15 protein-coding genes are annotated in these 17,110 nt (G+C 70.1%); 7 read left to right on the top strand and 8 right to left on the bottom strand.

The features are described 5' to 3' along the window. Positions 1 to 508: 508 nt before the first annotated feature. Together B9B60_RS02490 and B9B60_RS02485 are read right to left on the bottom strand one after the other, a co-directional pair. Positions 509 to 982: an SRPBCC family protein gene (locus tag B9B60_RS02490; RefSeq protein WP_084449715.1), complete on the bottom strand. Its 474-nt coding sequence runs from the start codon at positions 980 to 982 to the stop codon at positions 509 to 511. An 11-nt stretch (positions 983 to 993) separates the two neighbouring features. Continuing rightward, entirely contained in the window at positions 994 to 3,516 is a 2,523-nt protein-coding gene (locus B9B60_RS02485; protein ID WP_084449714.1) for an MMPL family transporter, read from the bottom strand. 153 nt (positions 3,517 to 3,669) lie between these two features. On the opposite strand from B9B60_RS02485, the gene B9B60_RS02480 reads away from it, so the two are divergent. From B9B60_RS02480 to ppdK, 3 genes are all read left to right on the top strand, one after another. Next, positions 3,670 to 4,827, top strand: a complete 1,158-nt coding sequence (locus B9B60_RS02480; RefSeq protein WP_084449713.1) for an MFS transporter — start codon at positions 3,670 to 3,672, stop codon at positions 4,825 to 4,827. A gap of 12 nt (positions 4,828 to 4,839) precedes the next feature. Next, complete coding sequence (locus B9B60_RS02475) at positions 4,840 to 5,388, top strand: GNAT family N-acetyltransferase (protein WP_084449712.1); 549 nt, start codon at positions 4,840 to 4,842, stop codon at positions 5,386 to 5,388. Positions 5,389 to 5,500: 112 nt separating this feature from the next. Next, complete coding sequence (gene ppdK, locus B9B60_RS02470; protein WP_084449711.1) at positions 5,501 to 8,218, top strand: pyruvate, phosphate dikinase; 2,718 nt, start codon at positions 5,501 to 5,503, stop codon at positions 8,216 to 8,218. A 281-nt stretch (positions 8,219 to 8,499) separates the two neighbouring features. On the opposite strand, the gene B9B60_RS02465 is transcribed toward ppdK, so the two are convergent. Continuing rightward, positions 8,500 to 8,739, bottom strand: coding sequence for a hypothetical protein (locus tag B9B60_RS02465; RefSeq protein WP_084449710.1), 240 nt, complete (start codon positions 8,737 to 8,739; stop codon positions 8,500 to 8,502). A 93-nt stretch (positions 8,740 to 8,832) separates the two neighbouring features. On the opposite strand from B9B60_RS02465, the gene B9B60_RS02460 reads away from it, so the two are divergent. Beyond that, positions 8,833 to 9,735: a LysR family transcriptional regulator gene (locus B9B60_RS02460; RefSeq protein WP_084449709.1), complete on the top strand. Its 903-nt coding sequence runs from the start codon at positions 8,833 to 8,835 to the stop codon at positions 9,733 to 9,735. Between the two features lie 13 nt (positions 9,736 to 9,748). Here the strand turns inward: B9B60_RS02460 and B9B60_RS02455 are convergent, their stop codons facing one another. Together B9B60_RS02455 and B9B60_RS17425 are read right to left on the bottom strand one after the other, a co-directional pair. Continuing rightward, complete coding sequence (locus B9B60_RS02455; RefSeq protein ID WP_084449708.1) at positions 9,749 to 10,312, bottom strand: GNAT family N-acetyltransferase; 564 nt, start codon at positions 10,310 to 10,312, stop codon at positions 9,749 to 9,751. Further along, a complete protein-coding gene (locus B9B60_RS17425) occupies positions 10,309 to 10,566 on the bottom strand; it encodes a DUF1801 domain-containing protein (RefSeq protein WP_234993705.1) in 258 nt (85 codons plus the stop codon). Before B9B60_RS17425 ends, B9B60_RS02455 begins: the two co-directional genes overlap by 4 nt. A 207-nt stretch (positions 10,567 to 10,773) precedes the next feature. Here B9B60_RS17425 and bla point away from each other — a divergent pair, with 207 nt between their 5' ends. Then, positions 10,774 to 11,700: a class A beta-lactamase gene (gene bla, locus B9B60_RS02445; RefSeq protein WP_084449707.1), complete on the top strand. Its 927-nt coding sequence runs from the start codon at positions 10,774 to 10,776 to the stop codon at positions 11,698 to 11,700. A gap of 16 nt (positions 11,701 to 11,716) precedes the next feature. Here the strand turns inward: bla and B9B60_RS02440 are convergent, their stop codons facing one another. Continuing rightward, positions 11,717 to 12,820, bottom strand: coding sequence for a Fic family protein (locus B9B60_RS02440; protein WP_084449706.1), 1,104 nt, complete (start codon positions 12,818 to 12,820; stop codon positions 11,717 to 11,719). Between the two features lie 180 nt (positions 12,821 to 13,000). On the opposite strand from B9B60_RS02440, the gene B9B60_RS02435 reads away from it, so the two are divergent. Beyond that, entirely contained in the window at positions 13,001 to 13,510 is a 510-nt protein-coding gene (locus tag B9B60_RS02435; RefSeq protein ID WP_084449705.1) for a hypothetical protein, read from the top strand. A gap of 117 nt (positions 13,511 to 13,627) precedes the next feature. Here the strand turns inward: B9B60_RS02435 and B9B60_RS02430 are convergent, their stop codons facing one another. Continuing rightward, on the bottom strand, positions 13,628 to 14,380 hold the full coding sequence (locus B9B60_RS02430) for a hypothetical protein (protein WP_084449704.1): 753 nt from the start codon (positions 14,378 to 14,380) through the stop codon (positions 13,628 to 13,630). Positions 14,381 to 14,565: 185 nt separating this feature from the next. On the opposite strand from B9B60_RS02430, the gene B9B60_RS02425 reads away from it, so the two are divergent. Next, positions 14,566 to 16,695: an NAD(+) synthase gene (locus B9B60_RS02425; RefSeq protein WP_084449703.1), complete on the top strand. Its 2,130-nt coding sequence runs from the start codon at positions 14,566 to 14,568 to the stop codon at positions 16,693 to 16,695. A gap of 77 nt (positions 16,696 to 16,772) precedes the next feature. Here B9B60_RS02425 and B9B60_RS02420 read toward each other — a convergent pair whose 3' ends face one another. Then, a complete protein-coding gene (locus B9B60_RS02420; protein WP_084449702.1) occupies positions 16,773 to 17,069 on the bottom strand; it encodes a hypothetical protein in 297 nt (98 codons plus the stop codon). Positions 17,070 to 17,110 lie beyond the last annotated feature (41 nt).

Here is a 17,110-nt window from a genome sequence, read left to right as displayed (position 1 = left end):
GGCCGGTTGCGATACGGGCACGACGAAGGGCGGGACTCCCCCTGCGGAGTCCCGCCCTGCGCTGTGGTCCGGAACCCCCCTGCAGGCTCCGGGCCGGTGTCAGGAGGAGCGTCCCCGTGCCCTGCTGACACCCACAAACCTATGGATGCCGCAGTGACGGGTCGATGGGGAGAAGTACCCATCCCTCCCGGGGGTTGTCCCCCGCTCCTCGATGGCGGCGGGAGAGCCGCAGGACGACGGGAGGCCACCTCGAGTGAAATACACAGCGCGTGAGCGAACACGCGCTCTGTCTTTCACTCGAGGAGAGCGTCACAGGACGAAGGGGGAGCCGCAGGACGAAGGGGGATGGCTGCGCACATCAAGCCGAAGTCGAGAACGACCCGGTGACCACGCGACGACGAAGGACTTCGGCAGCGCGCCAACCCTCCTCGCCGGGAGCATCCCCCTTCGTCCGTGGCTTCGAGACACTCGTTCCTCGCTCCTCAGCCACCGGGAGGAGCGGTGCCCCTCAGCGCTCGAGCAGGGCCTTGAGCCGGCGCAGGGTGGTGGCCATGCCGGCCTCCATCTCGCGGTCGAAGTCGGGCACGCCACCGAGCACCTTGTCCTGCAGCGTGCGCGAGATCTGCGTCGTGCCCTGCGGTGCCTCGCGTCGGTGGGTCACCGTCGTGCCACCCGTCGCAGAGGGCGCCAGCTCGAAGGACCAGATCGTCGCGTTGTCCTTGACCCGGAAGGCGTAGTCGCGCGCGGGCTCGAAGCGCACGACCTTGGCGCGGGTCGGCCAGAGCAGCGGACCACGACGATTGATGTTGATCGTGCGCGTGCCGAGCCCGACGGGGGCCGTGCCCACGACGTGGGTGCGCACCACCTGGTCGGACAGTCCGCCGAGGGCTCGCGGATCGGTGATGACCGCCCAGACCTGCTCGGGCGTGGCATCGATGTCGGTCGTGGACTCCAGGAGCGGGGCGTTCTGCGTCGTCGTCATGCGACCCGACCCTATGAGCCGCTGACGGGCTCCGCTGTGGCCGAGGTCTCCCCCTTCGTCACCGGACCCTGCTCCAGGGCGGTGCCCTCGACGTCGAGGTCCGGCAGGATCCGGTCGAGCCAGCGGGGCATCCACCAGGCGCCCTCACCGAGCAGGTGCATCACCGCAGGAGTGAGGGTCATCCGCACGAGGAGCGCGTCGACGAGGACTCCGACGGCGAGCGCAAAGCCGATCGGCCGGATCATCGTCAGGTGGGCGAAGATGAAGCCCGCGAAGACCGCCGCCATGATCAGGGCCGCGGCGAGCACGACCTTGGCGCCGTGGGTGAAGCCGTGCCGCACCGCAGAGCGGGCGTCGGCACCGTGGGCGTGCGCCTCCTTCATCCCGGACACGAGGAACATCTGGTAGTCCATCGCCAGGCCGAAGAGGACGCCGATGAGCATGATCGGCATGAAGCTGAGCATCGGCCCGGGGGTGTCGACACCGAGGATCGAGCCGAGCCAGCCCCACTGGTAGACCGCGACGGCGGCACCGAAGGACGCGGCGACGGACAGCAGGAAGCCGGCGGTCGCGACGAGCGGCACGAGGATGCTGCGGAAGACGATGGTGAGCAGGACGAGCGAGAGCCCGATGACGATCGCCAGGTAGGGAGGAAGCGCGGCGGCGAGCTGCTCGGAGATCTCGATGTTGGCGACGGTCTGGCCGGTGAGGCCGATCTCGGAGTGCGTCGCCGTGCCGATCGGTCCGGCGCTCGCCTTGAGGAGGCGGACGGTGTCGCTCGTCTCCTTGTCCGCCGGGCCGCCTACGGTGACGACCTGGAAGGCGAGCGTGGTCCGGTCGTCACTGACCCCGAAGGGGATGACCGCCTTGACGCCGTCGACGCTGCGCAGCTCCTTGACGAGGTGGCTCTGCTCGACGAGGACCGCGTCCGTGTCCTTCGCCGGCTCGTCGAGGGTTGCGACGGCGATGATCGGACCGTTGGCCCCGGCGCCGAAGTTGTCCTCGACCTCGACGTAGGTCTGGTGGGCGGTGGACTCGAGCGGCTCACTCGACCCGTCCGGCAGCCCGAGGCGAAGGGAGAGCGCCGGCACCGCGATGATCCCGCACAGGGCGATGACAGCGAGCACGACGAGCGCGGGGCGCTTCGTCACGCCGTCGACGTAGCGCGACCCGAAGACCTGGTCGGTGTCGGGCCGGGCGGCATGCTTGGCCCACGCGCGCTTCGAGATGACCCGGCGGCCGACGACGTGGAGCAGGGCCGGGGTGAGCGTCAGGGCGACGCACACGGCGACGACGACGGTCGCGGCGGCGACGAGTCCCATCTGGCCGAGGAGCGGCACGGGGGTGATGACGAGTGCGGTGAGCGCGATGGAGACGGTCGTGCCGGCGACGACGACGGCGCTGCCCGCGGTGCCGACGGCGTGCGCGATGGAGTCGGTCATCTCGCGCCCGTCGAGCAGCTGGATGCGGTGCCGGTTGACGATGAAGAGCGCGTAGTCGATGCCGACGGCGAGGCCGAGCATGAGCGCGAGCGCCGGGGTCATCGCGTGCATGTCGAAGAAGTGCGTCGCGGTCATGGCCCCGGCGAGGCCGACGCCGACGCCGAGGAGGGCACCGGAGATCGGCAGTCCGGCAGCGATGAGCGAGCCGAGGGCGAGGGTGAGCACGATGGCAGCGATGACCAGGCCGACGACCTCACCGGGGCCGACGAGGGTGTTCTCCTGGGTGATCTCGACGCTGTACTGCGTCTGGATCCCGACGTCGTCGAGCTGCTTCCCGATCTCGACGATCGCCTCCTTGACCTCGGGGTCGACGGAGTTGGTGTTGGTGTCGAACTGGATCTGGGTCAGCGCGTAGCCGTCATCGGTGACAAATCGTGTGTCCGCGGCCCCGTGGGCGACGATCGTGCCGGCGTCGTACTGGGTCCGGCCGGTCTTGAGCTTGCGCTCCCCCTTGGCGTAGTCCTTCTTGGCCTTGGCCATCTTCTTCTCGCCGTCCTTGACCTGCTGGCGGATCTCGGCGAGGTGCGGGCTGTCAGGGTCGTTCTTCTCGAAGTAGTCGATCCACGCGTTGCCGTAGTCGAGCTGGCCCTGGGCCTTGGAGATCTTGACCCAGGCCTGGTCGAGGTCCTTCTGGCCCTTGTCGAGGTCCTTCTTCGCGTCCGTCAGGTCGATGCGCGAGTCGTCGAGGGTCCGCTGGTTGTCGAAGGGGTTGATGACCCGCTTGACGCTCGGCTGGTCCTCCCACTCGCCGTAGACCTTGTCGATCGCCTTGCGCTGCTCGGAGGTGAATGCGCCGTCCTCGGTGTGGAGCACCACCGTGCCGAAGCCGCCTGCTGCGTCGGGGATCTCTGTCTGCAGGTTGTCCAGCACCTCCTCGAACTCGCTCCCGGGCACCGACACCTCGTTGGTCAGGGGGCGACCGAAGGCGGCGGCGCCGGATCCGGCCAGCACGAGGACGACGAGCCAGGCCGCGAGCACGCTCTTGGCGTGGGTGGCGCACCAGCGGCCGAGGCGGTAGAGGCGAAGTGCCATGCGAGTGATCTCCTGATCGAGTCTTCTACTTCCGTAGAACAGTCATCTACAAATGTAGAGGCAATGTCGTTGAGAGGTCAAACGGTGGGAGAGAATGGATCGGTGAATCCCCCTTCGCCCCCCACGGTTGCACGATCGTCCACCGATGGTCGGGTGGGGACAGCCCTCGCCGCCCTGGTGCTCGGGGGCGTCGGCATCGGCGTCACCGAGTTCGTGACGATGGGACTGCTCCCGGAGATCGCCGGGGGCATCGGGACCACGATCCCACAGGCCGGGCACACGATCTCGGCGTACGCGCTCGGCGTCGTCGTCGGCGCACCGACGATCGCGATCTTCGGCAACCGACTCCCCCGCCGTGAGCTGCTCGTCGCGCTCATGGTCCTCTTCGCCGTGGGCAACGCCCTGAGCGCGGTCGCCACGAGCTACCCGCTGCTCATGCTCGCCCGGCTCGTCGCCGGCATCCCGCACGGCGCCTTCTTCGGCATCGCCTCGATCGTCGCCTTCGACATCGTCGCGCCGGGGCGGGGCGGCTGGGCGGTCAGCCGGATCATGCTCGGCATCCCCATCGCCAACGTCGCCGGCGTCCCACTCGCGACCTGGCTGGGCCAGCAGGCCGGCTGGCGCTCCGCGTACTGGCTCGTCGCCGCGATCGGTGTCCTCACCGCCGCCCTGGTCAGCATCGTCGTCCCGCACCAGCCCGCCGACACAGAGGCCGACGTGCGCAGCGAGCTGTCCGCCTTCGCCGACTCGCAGGTCTGGCTCACGCTGCTCATCGGGTCGGTGGGCTTCGGCGGCGTCTTTGCGATGTACTCCTACATCTCGCCGATCCTGCGCAACCAGACCGGTCTGCCCGCCGACGCGGTGCCGATCTACCTCTTCATCTACGGCGTCGGTGGCCTGCTCGGCACGATGATCGCCGGGCGGCTCGTCGACCGGTCGGTGCTGCGCACGCTCGTCGGGTCGACGATCGCGACCGGGGCCAGCCTCGCCCTCTTCGCCTGGGCCGCCAACTGGGCGATCCCGGCCGGCGTCGTCCTGCTCCTCGTGTGCATCTCCGTCTCGGCCTTCGTCCTCGCCCTCCAGCTGCGGCTCATGGAGGTCGCCGGACGCGCCCGCACCCTCGGCGCCGCCGGCAATCACGCCGCCCTCAACGTCGCCAACGCCCTCGGCGCCTGGCTCGGTGGCCTCGTCCTCGCCGCTGGATGGGGGTGGCAGGCGCCCTCGCTCGTCGGCGCCGGCCTGTCCGCGGCGGGCCTGGTCGTCCTCTTCGTCTCGCTGCGGATCCACCGTGGGCGCACGACGCTCGACTGACACAATCGCCCCATGACGCACCCCGACATCCGCCCGGCCACGCCGGAGGACCTGCCCGACCTGATCCGTCTGGTCAAGGACCTGGCGACGTACGAGAAGGAGCCGGACGCGGCCGTCGCCACGGAGGACGACTTCCGCGCCGCGCTCTTCCCCACGGGCAAGGGCGCGACGCCGATGGCCTGGTGCCACGTCGCCGAGGCGGGCGAAGGCGATGTCCTGAGGCGCGACGCAGGAGCCTCGAAGGGGAGGGACCGCCAGGTCGTCGGGATGGCGCTGTGGTTCCTCACCTTCTCCACCTGGACCGGCCGGCACGGCATCCACCTCGAGGACCTCTACGTCGAGCCGCGGCACCGCGGGTCGGGCCTGGGCAAGGCGCTGCTCGAGACCCTCGCGCAGGAGTGCCGCGAGCGCGGGTACAAGCGGCTGGAGTGGTCCGTGCTGCGGTGGAATGCACCGTCGATCGCCTTCTACGACTCGCTCGACGCGACGCCGCAGGACGAGTGGCTGACCTACCGGCTCGACGGAGACGCGCTCGAGGCGCTCGGCCGCGACGACGACTGAGCGGACTCCCCCCTTCGTCCCCGCCCGTCCGGACACGCGGAACCGGACGTGGAGATCCGCGTGACGCCTGCCATAGTGGGCGGGTTCCGCGCACGCATTTGGGAGGCACCCGGTGATTCAGTACGTCCACATGTTCAGCGAGGGCGATCGCGACCAGAAGGATCTGCTCGGCGGCAAGGGGGCCAACCTCGCCGAGATGGTCAAGCTGGGCCTGCCCGTCCCGCCGGGCTTCACGATCACCACCGAGGCCTGCCGCGCCTACCTCACCGAGGGGCGGGTGCCCCCGGAGGTGCGCGTCGAGGTGACCCAGCGCCTGCGTGACGTCGAGGACCTCATCGGCCGCACCCTCGGCGACTCCGAGGAGCCGCTGTTGCTCTCCGTGCGTTCCGGGGCGAAGTTCTCCATGCCCGGCATGATGGAGACGGTGCTCAACGTCGGGCTCAACGACGACACCGTGCACTCGCTGGCCTCCTTCGCCGGCGACGAGCGCTTCGCGTGGGACTCCTACCGGCGCCTGATCCAGATGTTCGGCAAGACGGTGCTCGACATCGACTCCGAGCGCTTCTCCGACGTGCTCGACGCGCACAAGGAGGAGGCCGGGGTCCAGGCAGACGTCGACCTGACCGCCGACCACCTCAAGGCGATCGTCGCCGAGTTCAAGCAGATCGTGCTCGACGAGACGGGCAACCCCTTCCCGCAGACCCCGCGTCGCCAGGTCGACATGGCGATCGAGGCGGTCTTCCGCAGCTGGAACACCGAGCGCGCCCAGCTCTACCGCCGCCGCGAGCGCATCGCCGACGACCTCGGCACCGCGGTCAACGTGCAGGCGATGGTCTTCGGCAACCTCGGCGAGACCTCCGGCACCGGCGTGTGCTTCACCCGCGACCCCTCCTCCGGCCACTCGGGGGTCTACGGCGACTACCTGCCCAATGCCCAGGGCGAGGACGTCGTCGCCGGCATCCGCAACACGCTCGCGCTCACCGACCTCGAGGAGCGCGACGCGGGCGCCTACAAGGAGCTGCGTGCGGCGATGCGCCGCCTCGAGACGCACTACCGCGACCTGTGCGACATCGAGTTCACCATCGAGCGCGGCAAGCTGTGGATGCTGCAGACCCGCGTCGGCAAGCGCACCGCCGGCGCCGCCTTCCGCATCGCGACCCAGCTCGTCGACGAGGCCCTGATCACCATGGACGAGGCGCTCGAGCGGGTGACCGGCGAGCAGCTGAGCCAGCTGCTCTTCCCGCAGTTCGACCGCGAGGCCGAGCGCACCCTCATCGCCACGGGCATGGGTGCCTCGCCGGGCGCGGCCGTGGGCGCCGTCGCCTTCGACAACGCCAGCGCCGAGGCCAAGCAGGCCGAGGGCAGCTCGGTGATCCTCGTGCGTCGCGAGACCTCCCCCGAGGACCTGCCCGGCATGATCGCCGCGGCCGGCATCCTCACCGCGCGCGGCGGCAAGACCTCGCACGCGGCCGTCGTCGCCCGAGGCATGGGCAAGTGCGCCGTCGTCGGCGCCGAGGACCTCGTCGTCGACGTGGCGAGCAAGGAAATCCGGGTCGGCGAGCACGTCGTGCGCGAGGGCGACACCCTGGCCATCGACGGCAAGACCGGCGAGGTCTTCCTCGGCGACGTCCACGTCGTCGACTCGCCCGTCATGACCTACATCTCCGAGGGCATCGAGGCCGCCCGGGCGATCTCCGACGGCGAGGAGACGACCGAGCTCATCGAGGCCGTCGACCGGCTGCTCACCCACGCCGACGCCCGACGTCGGCTCAAGGTGCGGGCCAACGCCGACACGGGCGAGGACGCCCAGCGGGCGCGCGACCGCGGCGCCGAGGGCATCGGCCTGTGCCGCACCGAGCACCAGTTCCTCGGTGAGCGACGCCAGCAGATCGAGCGGGTCGTCCTCGCCGAGACCGACGAGGAGCGCGAGGCCGCCCTGGCCGAGCTGCTCCCGGCCCAGGTCGAGGACTTCGCGCAGCTGCTCGCCGCGATGGACGGGCTGCCGACGACGATCCGGCTCATCGACCCGCCGCTCCACGAGTTCCTGCCGGACCTCACCGACCTCACCGTCGAGGTGGCCCTGGCGGAGGAGCGCGGCGAGAGCGGTGCCGAGGTCGAGCGGGCCCGGGCGCTGCGTGACGCGGTGCGCTCAATCCACGAGTCCAACCCGATGCTCGGCCTGCGCGGCGTGCGCCTCGGGCTGAAGATCCCCGGCCTCTTCGGCCTGCAGATCCGCGCGATCGCCGAGGCCGTCGTGCGCCTGCGCGAGGAGGGCAAGGACCCGCAGCCGGAGATCATGGTCCCGCTCATCGGGTCCAACCGTGAGCTCGTCATCGTCCGCGCCCAGGCGGAGGAGATCATCGCCGAGGTCGCCGAGGCCCACAACCAGGCGATCGACCTGCCGATCGGCTGCATGATCGAGCTGCCGCGTGCGGCCCTCACGGCCAACCGCATCGCCCAGACCGCCGACTTCTTCTCCTTCGGCACCAACGACCTGACCCAGACGACGTGGGGCTTCTCCCGCGACGACGTGGAGACGGCCTTCTTCCCGAAGTACCTGGAAAACGGCGTGCTGACGATCTCCCCCTTCGAGACCCTCGACGCGCTCGGTGTCGGTGAGCTCGTGCGGATCGGTGTCGACAAGGGCCGCGAGACCCAGCCCGGCCTCAAGACCGGTGTCTGCGGCGAGCACGGCGGCGACCCGGAGTCGATCCACTTCTTCAACGACGCCGGACTCGACTACGTGAGCTGCTCCCCCTTCCGCGTCCCGGTGGCGCGCCTGGAGGCCGGCCGCGCGGTCGTGCTCACCGACGACGTCGGCACCCGCTGACCGGACCTCGTCCGGGCACGACGAAGGCCCCGAGACCGCACAGGGCGGGACTCCCGACGAGGGGGTCCCGCCCTTCGTCATGCTGGCCCGGTATTGAACCGGTAGCCCCGGGAGCCGGCGGGCCCCTTGGACTGCTGCCGGCTTCCAGGGCTACCGGTTCAACACACAACCTTCATGACGCATGGGCGTCAGTACCTCGTCCGGGCACGACGAAGGCCCCGCACCACATGGTGCGGGGCCTTCGTCACGTCCGGGCTGGATTCGCCCCCGGACGGTCGCGCTCAGCGCGTGGAGAGGACCGGGTGGAAGCGGTCGCTCATCCGGTTGTCGTAGGGCGCGTTGTAGCGCGGCGCCGACTCGGCGGAGACGATGAGGTCCTGCTTGGACGTGCGGGTCTCGTCCTGGGACATGGCGGCCAGCTCGGCGGCCATGCGGGTGTGGTCGGAGTCCGGGCCGGCACCCCAGTGGCGGTTGGCGGCGGGACGAAGGGCGTTGATGTAGGTCATCCAGAGCTTCTCCATGTCCACAATGATGTCAGCGTCAACTATCCGTGACCAATGCAGTTTTGTGTCAGTTGATGCAGGTTTGCTTCATTGTCGGGTAGTCTGCCGGTCATGGTCGACGCCCACCGACTCCGGACCTTCTTGTCCGTCATGGCTTCCGGCTCGGTCAACGCGGCCGCCGGGCACCTCGGCTACTCACCGTCGGCGGTGAGCCAGCAGATCGCCGCGCTGCAGAAGGAGACCGGGCTCACACTCTTCACCCGCCAGGGGCGCGGGATCGAGCCCACACCGGCGGCTCACACGCTCGCGGCGGAGTCCGAGCAGCTCATGACGGAGCTCAAGCGGGTCGACGCCGTCGTCGACGACCTGCGCGAAGGGAGCACCGGCTCGCTGGCGATCGGGTACTTCGCGTCGGCGGGCTATCGGTGGATGCCGCAGCTGGCCAAACGGCTGCAGGCGAAGATGCCCGAGCTGACCCTGCAGATGGTCCTCACCGAGGGCTACCCGCGCGGCGAGGCGCCGATCGTCGACATCGACGTCGTGCCCGCCGACCCCACCACCTCGGTCCGTGCCGGCCACCTCGTCACTCCCCTGATGACCGACCACTTCGTCGCGCTCGTGCCGGCCGACCACAAGCTCGCCGGGCGGCGCCGGGTCGAGATGGCCGAGCTCGCCGACAGCTCGTGGATCAGCAACGACATCTCCGCCGGCATCACCCAGGACATGGTCGACCGCGCCTGCCGCGCAGCGGGGTTCCGACCCCGATACACGGTCGAGGCGCAGGACCACTACACGGCCACGGCCTTCGTCGCGGCGGGTGTGGGCATCACGGTCCTGCCCGACCTCGCCAGCCGCTCGATCCCCAAGTCGGTGCGCCGCCTGCGCCTGACCAACCCCAACCCGGTGCGTGACATCGTCGCGCTCACCGCGCCCGTGGCCCGGTCCAACGAGGCGGCGAAGCTCGCCGTCGACCTGCTGCAACAGATCGCTGCCGCCTCTGCCCGGCGCCGGTGACGCCCCCTTCGGCTCAGGGCCACTCCTCGCGCAGGATCCCGTAGGTGTAGCCGTCGACCCAGCCGAGCTCGGCGTGCCACGAGTCCCGGACTCCGTGCTGCTCCCTGCGCATGCCGATGCGCTCCATGACCCGCCACGACGGGGTGTTGTCGGCGAAGCAGCCGGCCGTCACCCGGTGCAGCCCGAGCTCGTCGAAGGCGATCGACAGCAGGCCGCGCGCCAGGTGCGTGCCGTGGCCGCGACCGGCGTGCGCGGGGTCGATGGTGTAGCCGAGACTGCCCTGGGCCCAGCTCCAGATGTCCTGACCGGCGTGGACCTGACCCATGGCGTCCCCGATGGACAGCGAGCCGGTCCCCACGAGCTGACCGTCGACGTGTGCGGCCACGCCGAGGCTGTCGGGGTCGTCCTCGAGCCAGCTGCGCGTGTACGTCTGCGGGTCGACGGCCGTCAGCAGCAGCCACCGCGTGACCTCGGGGCTGTTGCGCCAGGTGAGTGCCTGCGCGATGTCGTCCGGTGTCGGCGGGCGAAGGGAGAGTGGCCCGGCCTGTCGTGGCCAGGCAAGGTCGGCGACCTTCACTCGCCGGACCCCGCCCAGGAGCGCTCGACGAGCTCGCGCAGGACGTCGGCGTCGACGTCCTCCAATCGCTTGATGTAGACGCAGCCCTTGCCGGTGGTGTGCTTCCCGAGGCGGTCGAGCAGGTCCTCGTTGGACCCGTGGAAGGTCAGTCCGTAGAGCGTCAGCGCTGCCTTGCGCGGGGCGAGACCGATGCGGAACCACTCGCGCTCCTTGCCGTCGGCCGTCGTGTAGGGCTGGGCACCGAAGCCGATCATCGACGGACCCCCACACGACCGGCTCGACCCCGGAGACCTCGCGCATGAGGTCGAGCACGGCCTGCGCGTCCGTGCGGCGGCGCTCGTCGGCCACGGTGCCGAGCACCTCGTCGGGGGAGGTGTCGGTGGGCTTGGTCTTGCGGTCGCTGGCCATGGACCGAGGCTAGTCCGGTTGCGGGGTCCGCCCGGGGCAGATGTGCTGGTCGCATGATCATCGAGCGCACCGGCCCCATCCGCACGCCGTCGAACCGAGGGGTGGGACGCCGGCGACTGCTCGCGGCCGGCCTCGGGGTGGGCGGCTCCCTCCTCGGCGCACCCACGATCGCCGGGGCGGTGCCCTCTTCGTCATCATCGCGATCGGCCACCTCGGACCCCGTTGCCGCACTGGAGGACAAGCTCGACAGCCGGATCGGTCTCTACGCCCGCAACCTGGGCACCGACGCCACCCTGGCGCACCGGGCCGACGACCGAGAGGCGATGTGCTCGACCTTCAAGACGCTGGCTGCGGCCACCGCCCTGCGGCGTGGAATCGACCTCGACCGGGTCATCCGCTATGCCACGAGCGATCTCGTCGACTACTCGCCGATCACCGGTGAGCGCCGCCGCATGACGGTCGGCGAGCTCTGCGACGCCGCGATCCGTTACTCCGACAACGCCGCCGCCAACCTCCTCCTCGAGCGCATCGGCGGGCCGCGGGGGCTGACCCGCGAGATGCGTCGCCTCGGGGACCGCGTGACCCGCCTCGACCGGTGGGAGACCGAGCTCAACACCGCCATACCCGGGGACCCGCGCGACACGAGCACGCCTCGTGCGCTGGCGACGACGTATCGCCGGCTGACCCTCGGCGACGGGCTGACGGGCAGCGACCGGTGGGCGCTGCGCGGGTGGCTCGAGGCGAACACGACGAGCGTCAAGACCTTCCGTGCCGGCCTCCCGCAGGGGTGGTGGAGCGCCGACAAGACCGGCTCCGGCAGTTACGGCGTGACGAACTGCGCGGGACTGGTCTCGGCGCCGGACGGCACCCAGATCGTCTTCGCCGCACTGACCCGACGGTCCACCACCGACCCCGAGGCCACCGGGCACCCCGACCTGATGCGCTCGATCGCGGAGCTCATCGTCGCCGAGGTCGGCTGACCTCGGCGGCGAACACTCACCGACCACCTTCGCCCTGCTCGCTGAGCAACAGCGTGAGGAACTCGCGGTTGATGAAAAGCCGGTCGCGCCCGACCTTGTGGTCGTCAAGAAGTCCAGCGGAAGCCAGCTCGGACAACCAGCGGGTGGCAGTAGGTCTGGACACGCCGCATCGATCAATCACGGTCGCTATGCGGCAGTAAGGCTGCTCGAAGAGGACCGCGAGGAACTCCGCGTCGGCACCCCCCTTGGACACAGCGCGAGCCCTGCGGGCGAAGTCCGCCTGGAGCTCTCGGGTCGCGCTGATCTTGGCGACCGTCGCCGTGGATGTTCGCTCGACTCCGGCCAAGACATAGCGGATCCACTCCTCCCAGTTGCCCGCGCTGGTGACCTCCCGCAGGAGGCGGTAGTAATCGTCCTTGGTCCGGATGATGTAGCGGGAGAGGTAGAGGACCGGCATGTGCAGGAGACCGGCCTCGACGAGCATGAGGACGTTGAGGATGCGGCCAGTACGTCCGTTGCCGTCCGAGAAGGGGTGGATCGCCTCGAACTGGTAATGGGCTGCGGCCATGCGCACCAGCGGGTCGAGACCGTCGTCCGCATGGACGAAGCGCTCCCACTCGGTGAGCTTGTCACGAATGACGTCCGCCCCTTCGGGCGGGCTGTAGACGATCGCTCCGGTCGCAGGGTTGGCGATGCGCGTCCCAGGGAGGGACCGTACGCTCATCTCCCGTGCATGGATGGTGCTGCACACACGCTCGGCCGTCCCCATGGTGAGGCCCCGGTCCCGCACCATCCGAAACCCGGCGTGCAAGGCGGTCCGGTATCGCAGGGTCTCCCGCACCGCAGGGTCCGTCGACGAGTCGTCATCGTCCATGTGTCGAAAGAGGTCGTCGGACGTCGTGACGACGTTTTCGATCTCCGAGCTGGCTTGTGCCTCGAGGAGCGGGATCGTGTTGATGAGCACGCCGGGGTTGGGCATGGCTCGGCTTGCCTGGTCGAGGCGAGCAACCGCCTCACGAGCACCGATCGCTGCCTTGAGGACAGCCTTGGTCTCCAAGGTGTCGGCAGGCGGGGGTGCCGGCAACTCGTTGAAGGGCCGATCTGCCCGCCATTTCCTCATGTCACATAACCTGACACGTTGCTCTGGATATGTAAACATTTGCGCCGATTTTTTACATGATTCACCCCGGGGCTTGAGGACTCCAGCGAGCGGAGTCGCGCCAGTTCGCTGTCGGTAGACGGTCATACGTTGACTCGAAGCGCTGCACGGGCCGCGCTTCGAACCCGCAGGGGATGTGACATGAACGTTGAAATCATCGCCACGGTGGCCGCCACTGTCGTGACGGTCGGAACTGCCGGCACCCGCGTGCTCGGACGGATGACACTCAACGCACGAGCAGAGGGACAGCTCCGCCAGGCTGAACTCTTACGACGGGCTGGCATCGCCGACGAGGCCAGGTACCACGACCGACAGGCCAAGGTCTTCCTGGTGAGGCCTGCCGTCATGCAGGAGCGGGGCATCATCGGCCCGATCGGCTTTGCCGACCTCGCGGCCTACGGACTTCTCCTGGGCGCCGGAGTCGTCGCCTTGTGGGCAGACCTGGCCCTGCCGGCCGTCATCATCGCGTTCGGGCTGACTCTGGGGGCGATGGCCCTCATCATCCTCGACAGCGCGGCGGTCGATCGCGCATGCAAGACGAAGGCCGCAGCCTACGACGACCGGCGCCTTTCGCGTTCGAGCTCACGGCTTCGCCCCTGGCTCGCCTTGTCGGCCCTGCTGGGGGTTGCCCTCCTCACCTTCAGGCGATAGGCGGTTTCGAGGCTCGGCCGCGGGCGACCTCGCACCTCAACCACCGGGGCAGCTCGCTGGCGCTCGCACCTCAACCACCAGGGCAGCTCCCTTCGAGACGGTCGCTGCGCGACCTCCTCAGGGACCGGCGGGGGCGGCGCGCAGGTCGTGGCGCACCCAGACATTCGGCTCGACGTAGACCGCGTGGTCGTTGGCGAGGTCGACGTGGACGGGGGCGAGGCCCCCTTCGACCTCGACGGACCCGTCCGTGTCGAAGGACAGGCCCGTCCACTCCCGCCACTGGGCCAGCGTCCCGGGGATCGTCATCGACAGCGGCGCCACCTGAACGATCCGGCCACCGAGCCGCACGTGGGCCCGCAGCCACGGGTCGACCGGCAGCCCGTCCTCGCGGACCCGACGCGCGTACTCGTCTGCGGCGGTGCGGGGTTCAAGCCACTTGCGGGTCGGGCGCACCGGGCCGAAGAGGTCGCGGCACCCCAGCGCCGCGTAGCGCCGACGCGCCTCGGCGAGGAGTGCACCGCTCAGGCCCTCGCCCCGCCGGTCCACCGCGACCCGCGCCTCGATGAGGCTGACCGTCGACAGGTCCGGGGCCTCCCCCTTCGCCGCCAGCCACTCGGCCTCCTGCATCGCGGCGTCCCAGCCCCGCGCCGGCAGGTCCGCCAGACCGTGGCCGAAGGGCACCGCGTGCAGCCGCGCGACCGCCGCCTCACCCTCCATGACGACGAGGTGCAGCTGCGGGAAGGCGTCGACCGCCGCCTCGTAGGCCCGGTCCGAGGTCGGGTCCTGGAGCATGAAGGTCGGCCAGTCCCCCGCGATCGACCAGAAGGCGTCGACGAGGTCCGGCCGCTCGGCGAGTGAGTGCGTCTGCATCGCCCCATCCAAGACGAAGGGAGCCGCCCCGACCAGTGGGTTTCGCCCGCGGCCCTTCCCCCGCTGGTGGAGGTGCGACGAAGGAGCCTCGACACCAGAGCCACGCAGGGTCTCGAGGGCCTCGCTGGCGCTCGGCCACCTCGACCAACGGGGGTGTGGTGGAGCAGGGCCATAGGCTGGCGACCATGACGGGCAGCGATCCTCGAGACTTCCGCAACCTCTACCGCCACGGCTTCGCGCGCGTCGCCGCGTGCACGCTGCCGGTGACGATGGGCGACCCGCAGGCCAATGCCGCGGCGACCCTCGAGCGGGCCCGCCACGTCGGTGGGCAAGGGGCGGCGATCGCGCTCTTCCCCGAGCTCGGCATCACCGGCTACGCCATCGACGACCTGCTCCTGCAGGACGTGCTGCTGCGCGAGGTCGAGGCGGCCCTCGTCGAGCTCGCCCGAGGCACCGCCGACCTGCTGCCGCTCGTCGTCGTGGGCGCCCCCCTTCGCCACCGCAATCGCCTCTACAACTGCGCCGTCCTGATCCACCGCGGCGAGATCATCGGCATCGCCCCGAAGTCCTACCTGCCCAACTACCGCGAGTTCTACGAGAAGCGGCACTTCGCCGCCGGCGCGGGCATCGTCGACGAGTGGTTCCGGCCGACCTTCGCCCAGGGCGAGGACGCCGCGGTGCTCGACGGCGTCCCCTTCGGCACCGACCTGCTCGTCCACGTCGACGACGTGCCGGGCCTGGTCATCCATGCCGAGGTCTGCGAGGACATGTGGGTGCCGGTGCCACCGAGCGCCGAGGCCGCCTTGGCAGGCGCGACCGTCCTGCTCAACCTGTCGGCCTCCCCCATCACCGTCGCCCGCGCGGAGGACCGGCACCTGCTCGCCCGCTCCGCCTCGGCGCGCTGCAATGCCGCCTACCTCTACGCCGCCGCGAGCGAAGGGGAGTCCACCACCGACCTGTCGTGGGACGGCCAGACGATGATCTACGAAGGGGGCGACCTCCTCGGCGAGTCCGAGCGCTTCCCTTCGGGTCCCCGCGAGACGCTCGTCGACGTCGACGTCGACCGGCTGCGCCAGGAGCGTATGCGGCAGGGCAGCTTCGACGACAACGGCGTGGCCCTGGGCATCGCCCGCGCCGACGGCGGCCCGACCACCGGCTACCGCGACCTGCACCTCGAGCTCGAGGCGCCCACCGGTGACCTCGGGCTGCTCCGCCCGCTCGACCGATTCCCCTTCGTCCCCGACGACGAGGCCCGCCTCGCGCAGGACTGCTACGAGGCCTACAACATCCAGGTCTCCGCGGTGGAGCAGCGGCTGCGCGCCATCGGCGGCGCCGACTGGCAGCCCAAGATCGTCATCGGCGTGAGCGGCGGGCTCGACTCGACCCACGCGCTGCTCGTCGCGGCCAAGGCGATGGACCGGCTGGAGCGTCCGCGCACCGACATCATCGGCATCACGATGCCCGGCTTCGCCACGAGCGACCACACCAAGACCAATGCCGTCGCCCTGATGGAGTCGCTCGGCATCACGTGGGAGGAGCTCGACATCCGGCCCACCGCGACGCAGATGCTGCGCGACATGGGCCATCCCTACGGGCTCGACCCCGACGCCGACCACCCCGACGAGGTCTACGACGTCACCTTCGAAAACGTGCAGGCCGGGCTGCGCACCGACTATCTCTTCCGCATCGCCAACCAGCGCGGCGGCATCGTCTTGGGCACCGGCGACCTGTCGGAGCTGGCCCTCGGCTGGTGCACCTACGGCGTCGGCGACCAGATGAGCCACTACGGGGTCAACGCCGGCGTGCCCAAGACGCTCATGCAGCACCTCGTGCACTGGGTCGCCGACACCGGCCAGCTGCCGGAGGTCTCCGAGACCCTGCGCTCGGTGCTCGCGACCGAGATCTCCCCCGAGCTCGTCCCGAGCAAGGACGCCGACCGGCCGCAGTCGACGCAGGACAAGATCGGCCCCTACGCGCTGCAGGACTTCACGCTCTTCCACGTGCTCCGGCGCGGGGACCGGCCGAGCAAGATCGCCTTCCTCGCGGAGCAGACGTGGTCGGACGCGGCGAAGGGAGAGTGGCCCAGCTCCGTCGCCGAGGAGGACCGCGGCGCCTACGACCTCGCCGAGATCCGGACGTGGCTCGTCGTCTTCGTGCAGCGCTTCTTCGACAACCAGTTCAAGCGGTCGGCGCTGCCCAACGGGCCCAAGGTGCTGCCAGGCGGCGCGGTCTCACCGCGAGGCGACTGGCGGATGCCCAGCGACGCCGCCGCCACCCGCTGGCTCGCCGACATCGAGGACAACGTCCCGGGGTGAGGGCTTCGAGGCTCGCTGGCGCTCGCACCTCAGCCAGCGGGGTGCAGGCCGCTCGCACCTCAGCCAGCGGGGTGGGGTTACTTGATGCCGATGGAGGCGCTGTCGGTCGCCGTGTCGCCCTTGCCGTAGGTGTAGGAGCCCAGACCCATCTTCGACATGACGACACCGACGACGATCGTCAGGACGGTGAGCACCGCGGCGATGATGCCGAGCAACGGGCTGAGGACGAAGACCGCCCACGTGCCGACCGCGCCAGCGATGATCCCGAGGGTCATGACGGTCCACCACGCGGGGTTCTGAGCCTCCCCGAGGTCCTCGACGGCGTGCGGCCCGGTCGGCGGGTGCGAGAGACGCTGGTGCTTGTGCTTGCTCATGGCGCACATCATCCCATGAGGCCGCCGACGATCGGCAAGGG

It is taken from the genome of Janibacter indicus (assembly GCF_900176385.1).
GTDB classification, from domain to species: Bacteria; Actinomycetota; Actinomycetes; order Actinomycetales; family Dermatophilaceae; genus Janibacter; species Janibacter indicus.
The sequence above is the reverse complement of the archived record's forward strand: the minus strand, read 5'-3'. Positions and strand labels throughout refer to the sequence as shown.

What these genes read in the sequence shown, in the direction of transcription:
- B9B60_RS02490 (WP_084449715.1), bottom strand. Translation starts at nt 982, where the DNA reads ATGACGACGACGCAGAACGCCCCGCTCCTGGAGTCCACGACCGACATC.
- B9B60_RS02485 (WP_084449714.1), bottom strand. Translation starts at nt 3,516, where the DNA reads ATGGCACTTCGCCTCTACCGCCTCGGCCGCTGGTGCGCCACCCACGCC.
- B9B60_RS02475 (WP_084449712.1), top strand. Translation starts at nt 4,840, where the DNA reads ATGACGCACCCCGACATCCGCCCGGCCACGCCGGAGGACCTGCCCGAC.
- B9B60_RS02465 (WP_084449710.1), bottom strand. Translation starts at nt 8,739, where the DNA reads ATGGAGAAGCTCTGGATGACCTACATCAACGCCCTTCGTCCCGCCGCC.
- B9B60_RS02460 (WP_084449709.1), top strand. Translation starts at nt 8,833, where the DNA reads ATGGTCGACGCCCACCGACTCCGGACCTTCTTGTCCGTCATGGCTTCC.
- B9B60_RS17425 (WP_234993705.1), bottom strand. Translation starts at nt 10,566, where the DNA reads ATGATCGGCTTCGGTGCCCAGCCCTACACGACGGCCGACGGCAAGGAG.
- bla (WP_084449707.1), top strand. Translation starts at nt 10,774, where the DNA reads ATGATCATCGAGCGCACCGGCCCCATCCGCACGCCGTCGAACCGAGGG.
- B9B60_RS02440 (WP_084449706.1), bottom strand. Translation starts at nt 12,820, where the DNA reads ATGAGGAAATGGCGGGCAGATCGGCCCTTCAACGAGTTGCCGGCACCC.
- B9B60_RS02435 (WP_084449705.1), top strand. Translation starts at nt 13,001, where the DNA reads ATGAACGTTGAAATCATCGCCACGGTGGCCGCCACTGTCGTGACGGTC.
- B9B60_RS02430 (WP_084449704.1), bottom strand. Translation starts at nt 14,380, where the DNA reads ATGCAGACGCACTCACTCGCCGAGCGGCCGGACCTCGTCGACGCCTTC.
- B9B60_RS02425 (WP_084449703.1), top strand. Translation starts at nt 14,566, where the DNA reads ATGACGGGCAGCGATCCTCGAGACTTCCGCAACCTCTACCGCCACGGC.
- B9B60_RS02420 (WP_084449702.1), bottom strand. Translation starts at nt 17,069, where the DNA reads ATGAGCAAGCACAAGCACCAGCGTCTCTCGCACCCGCCGACCGGGCCG.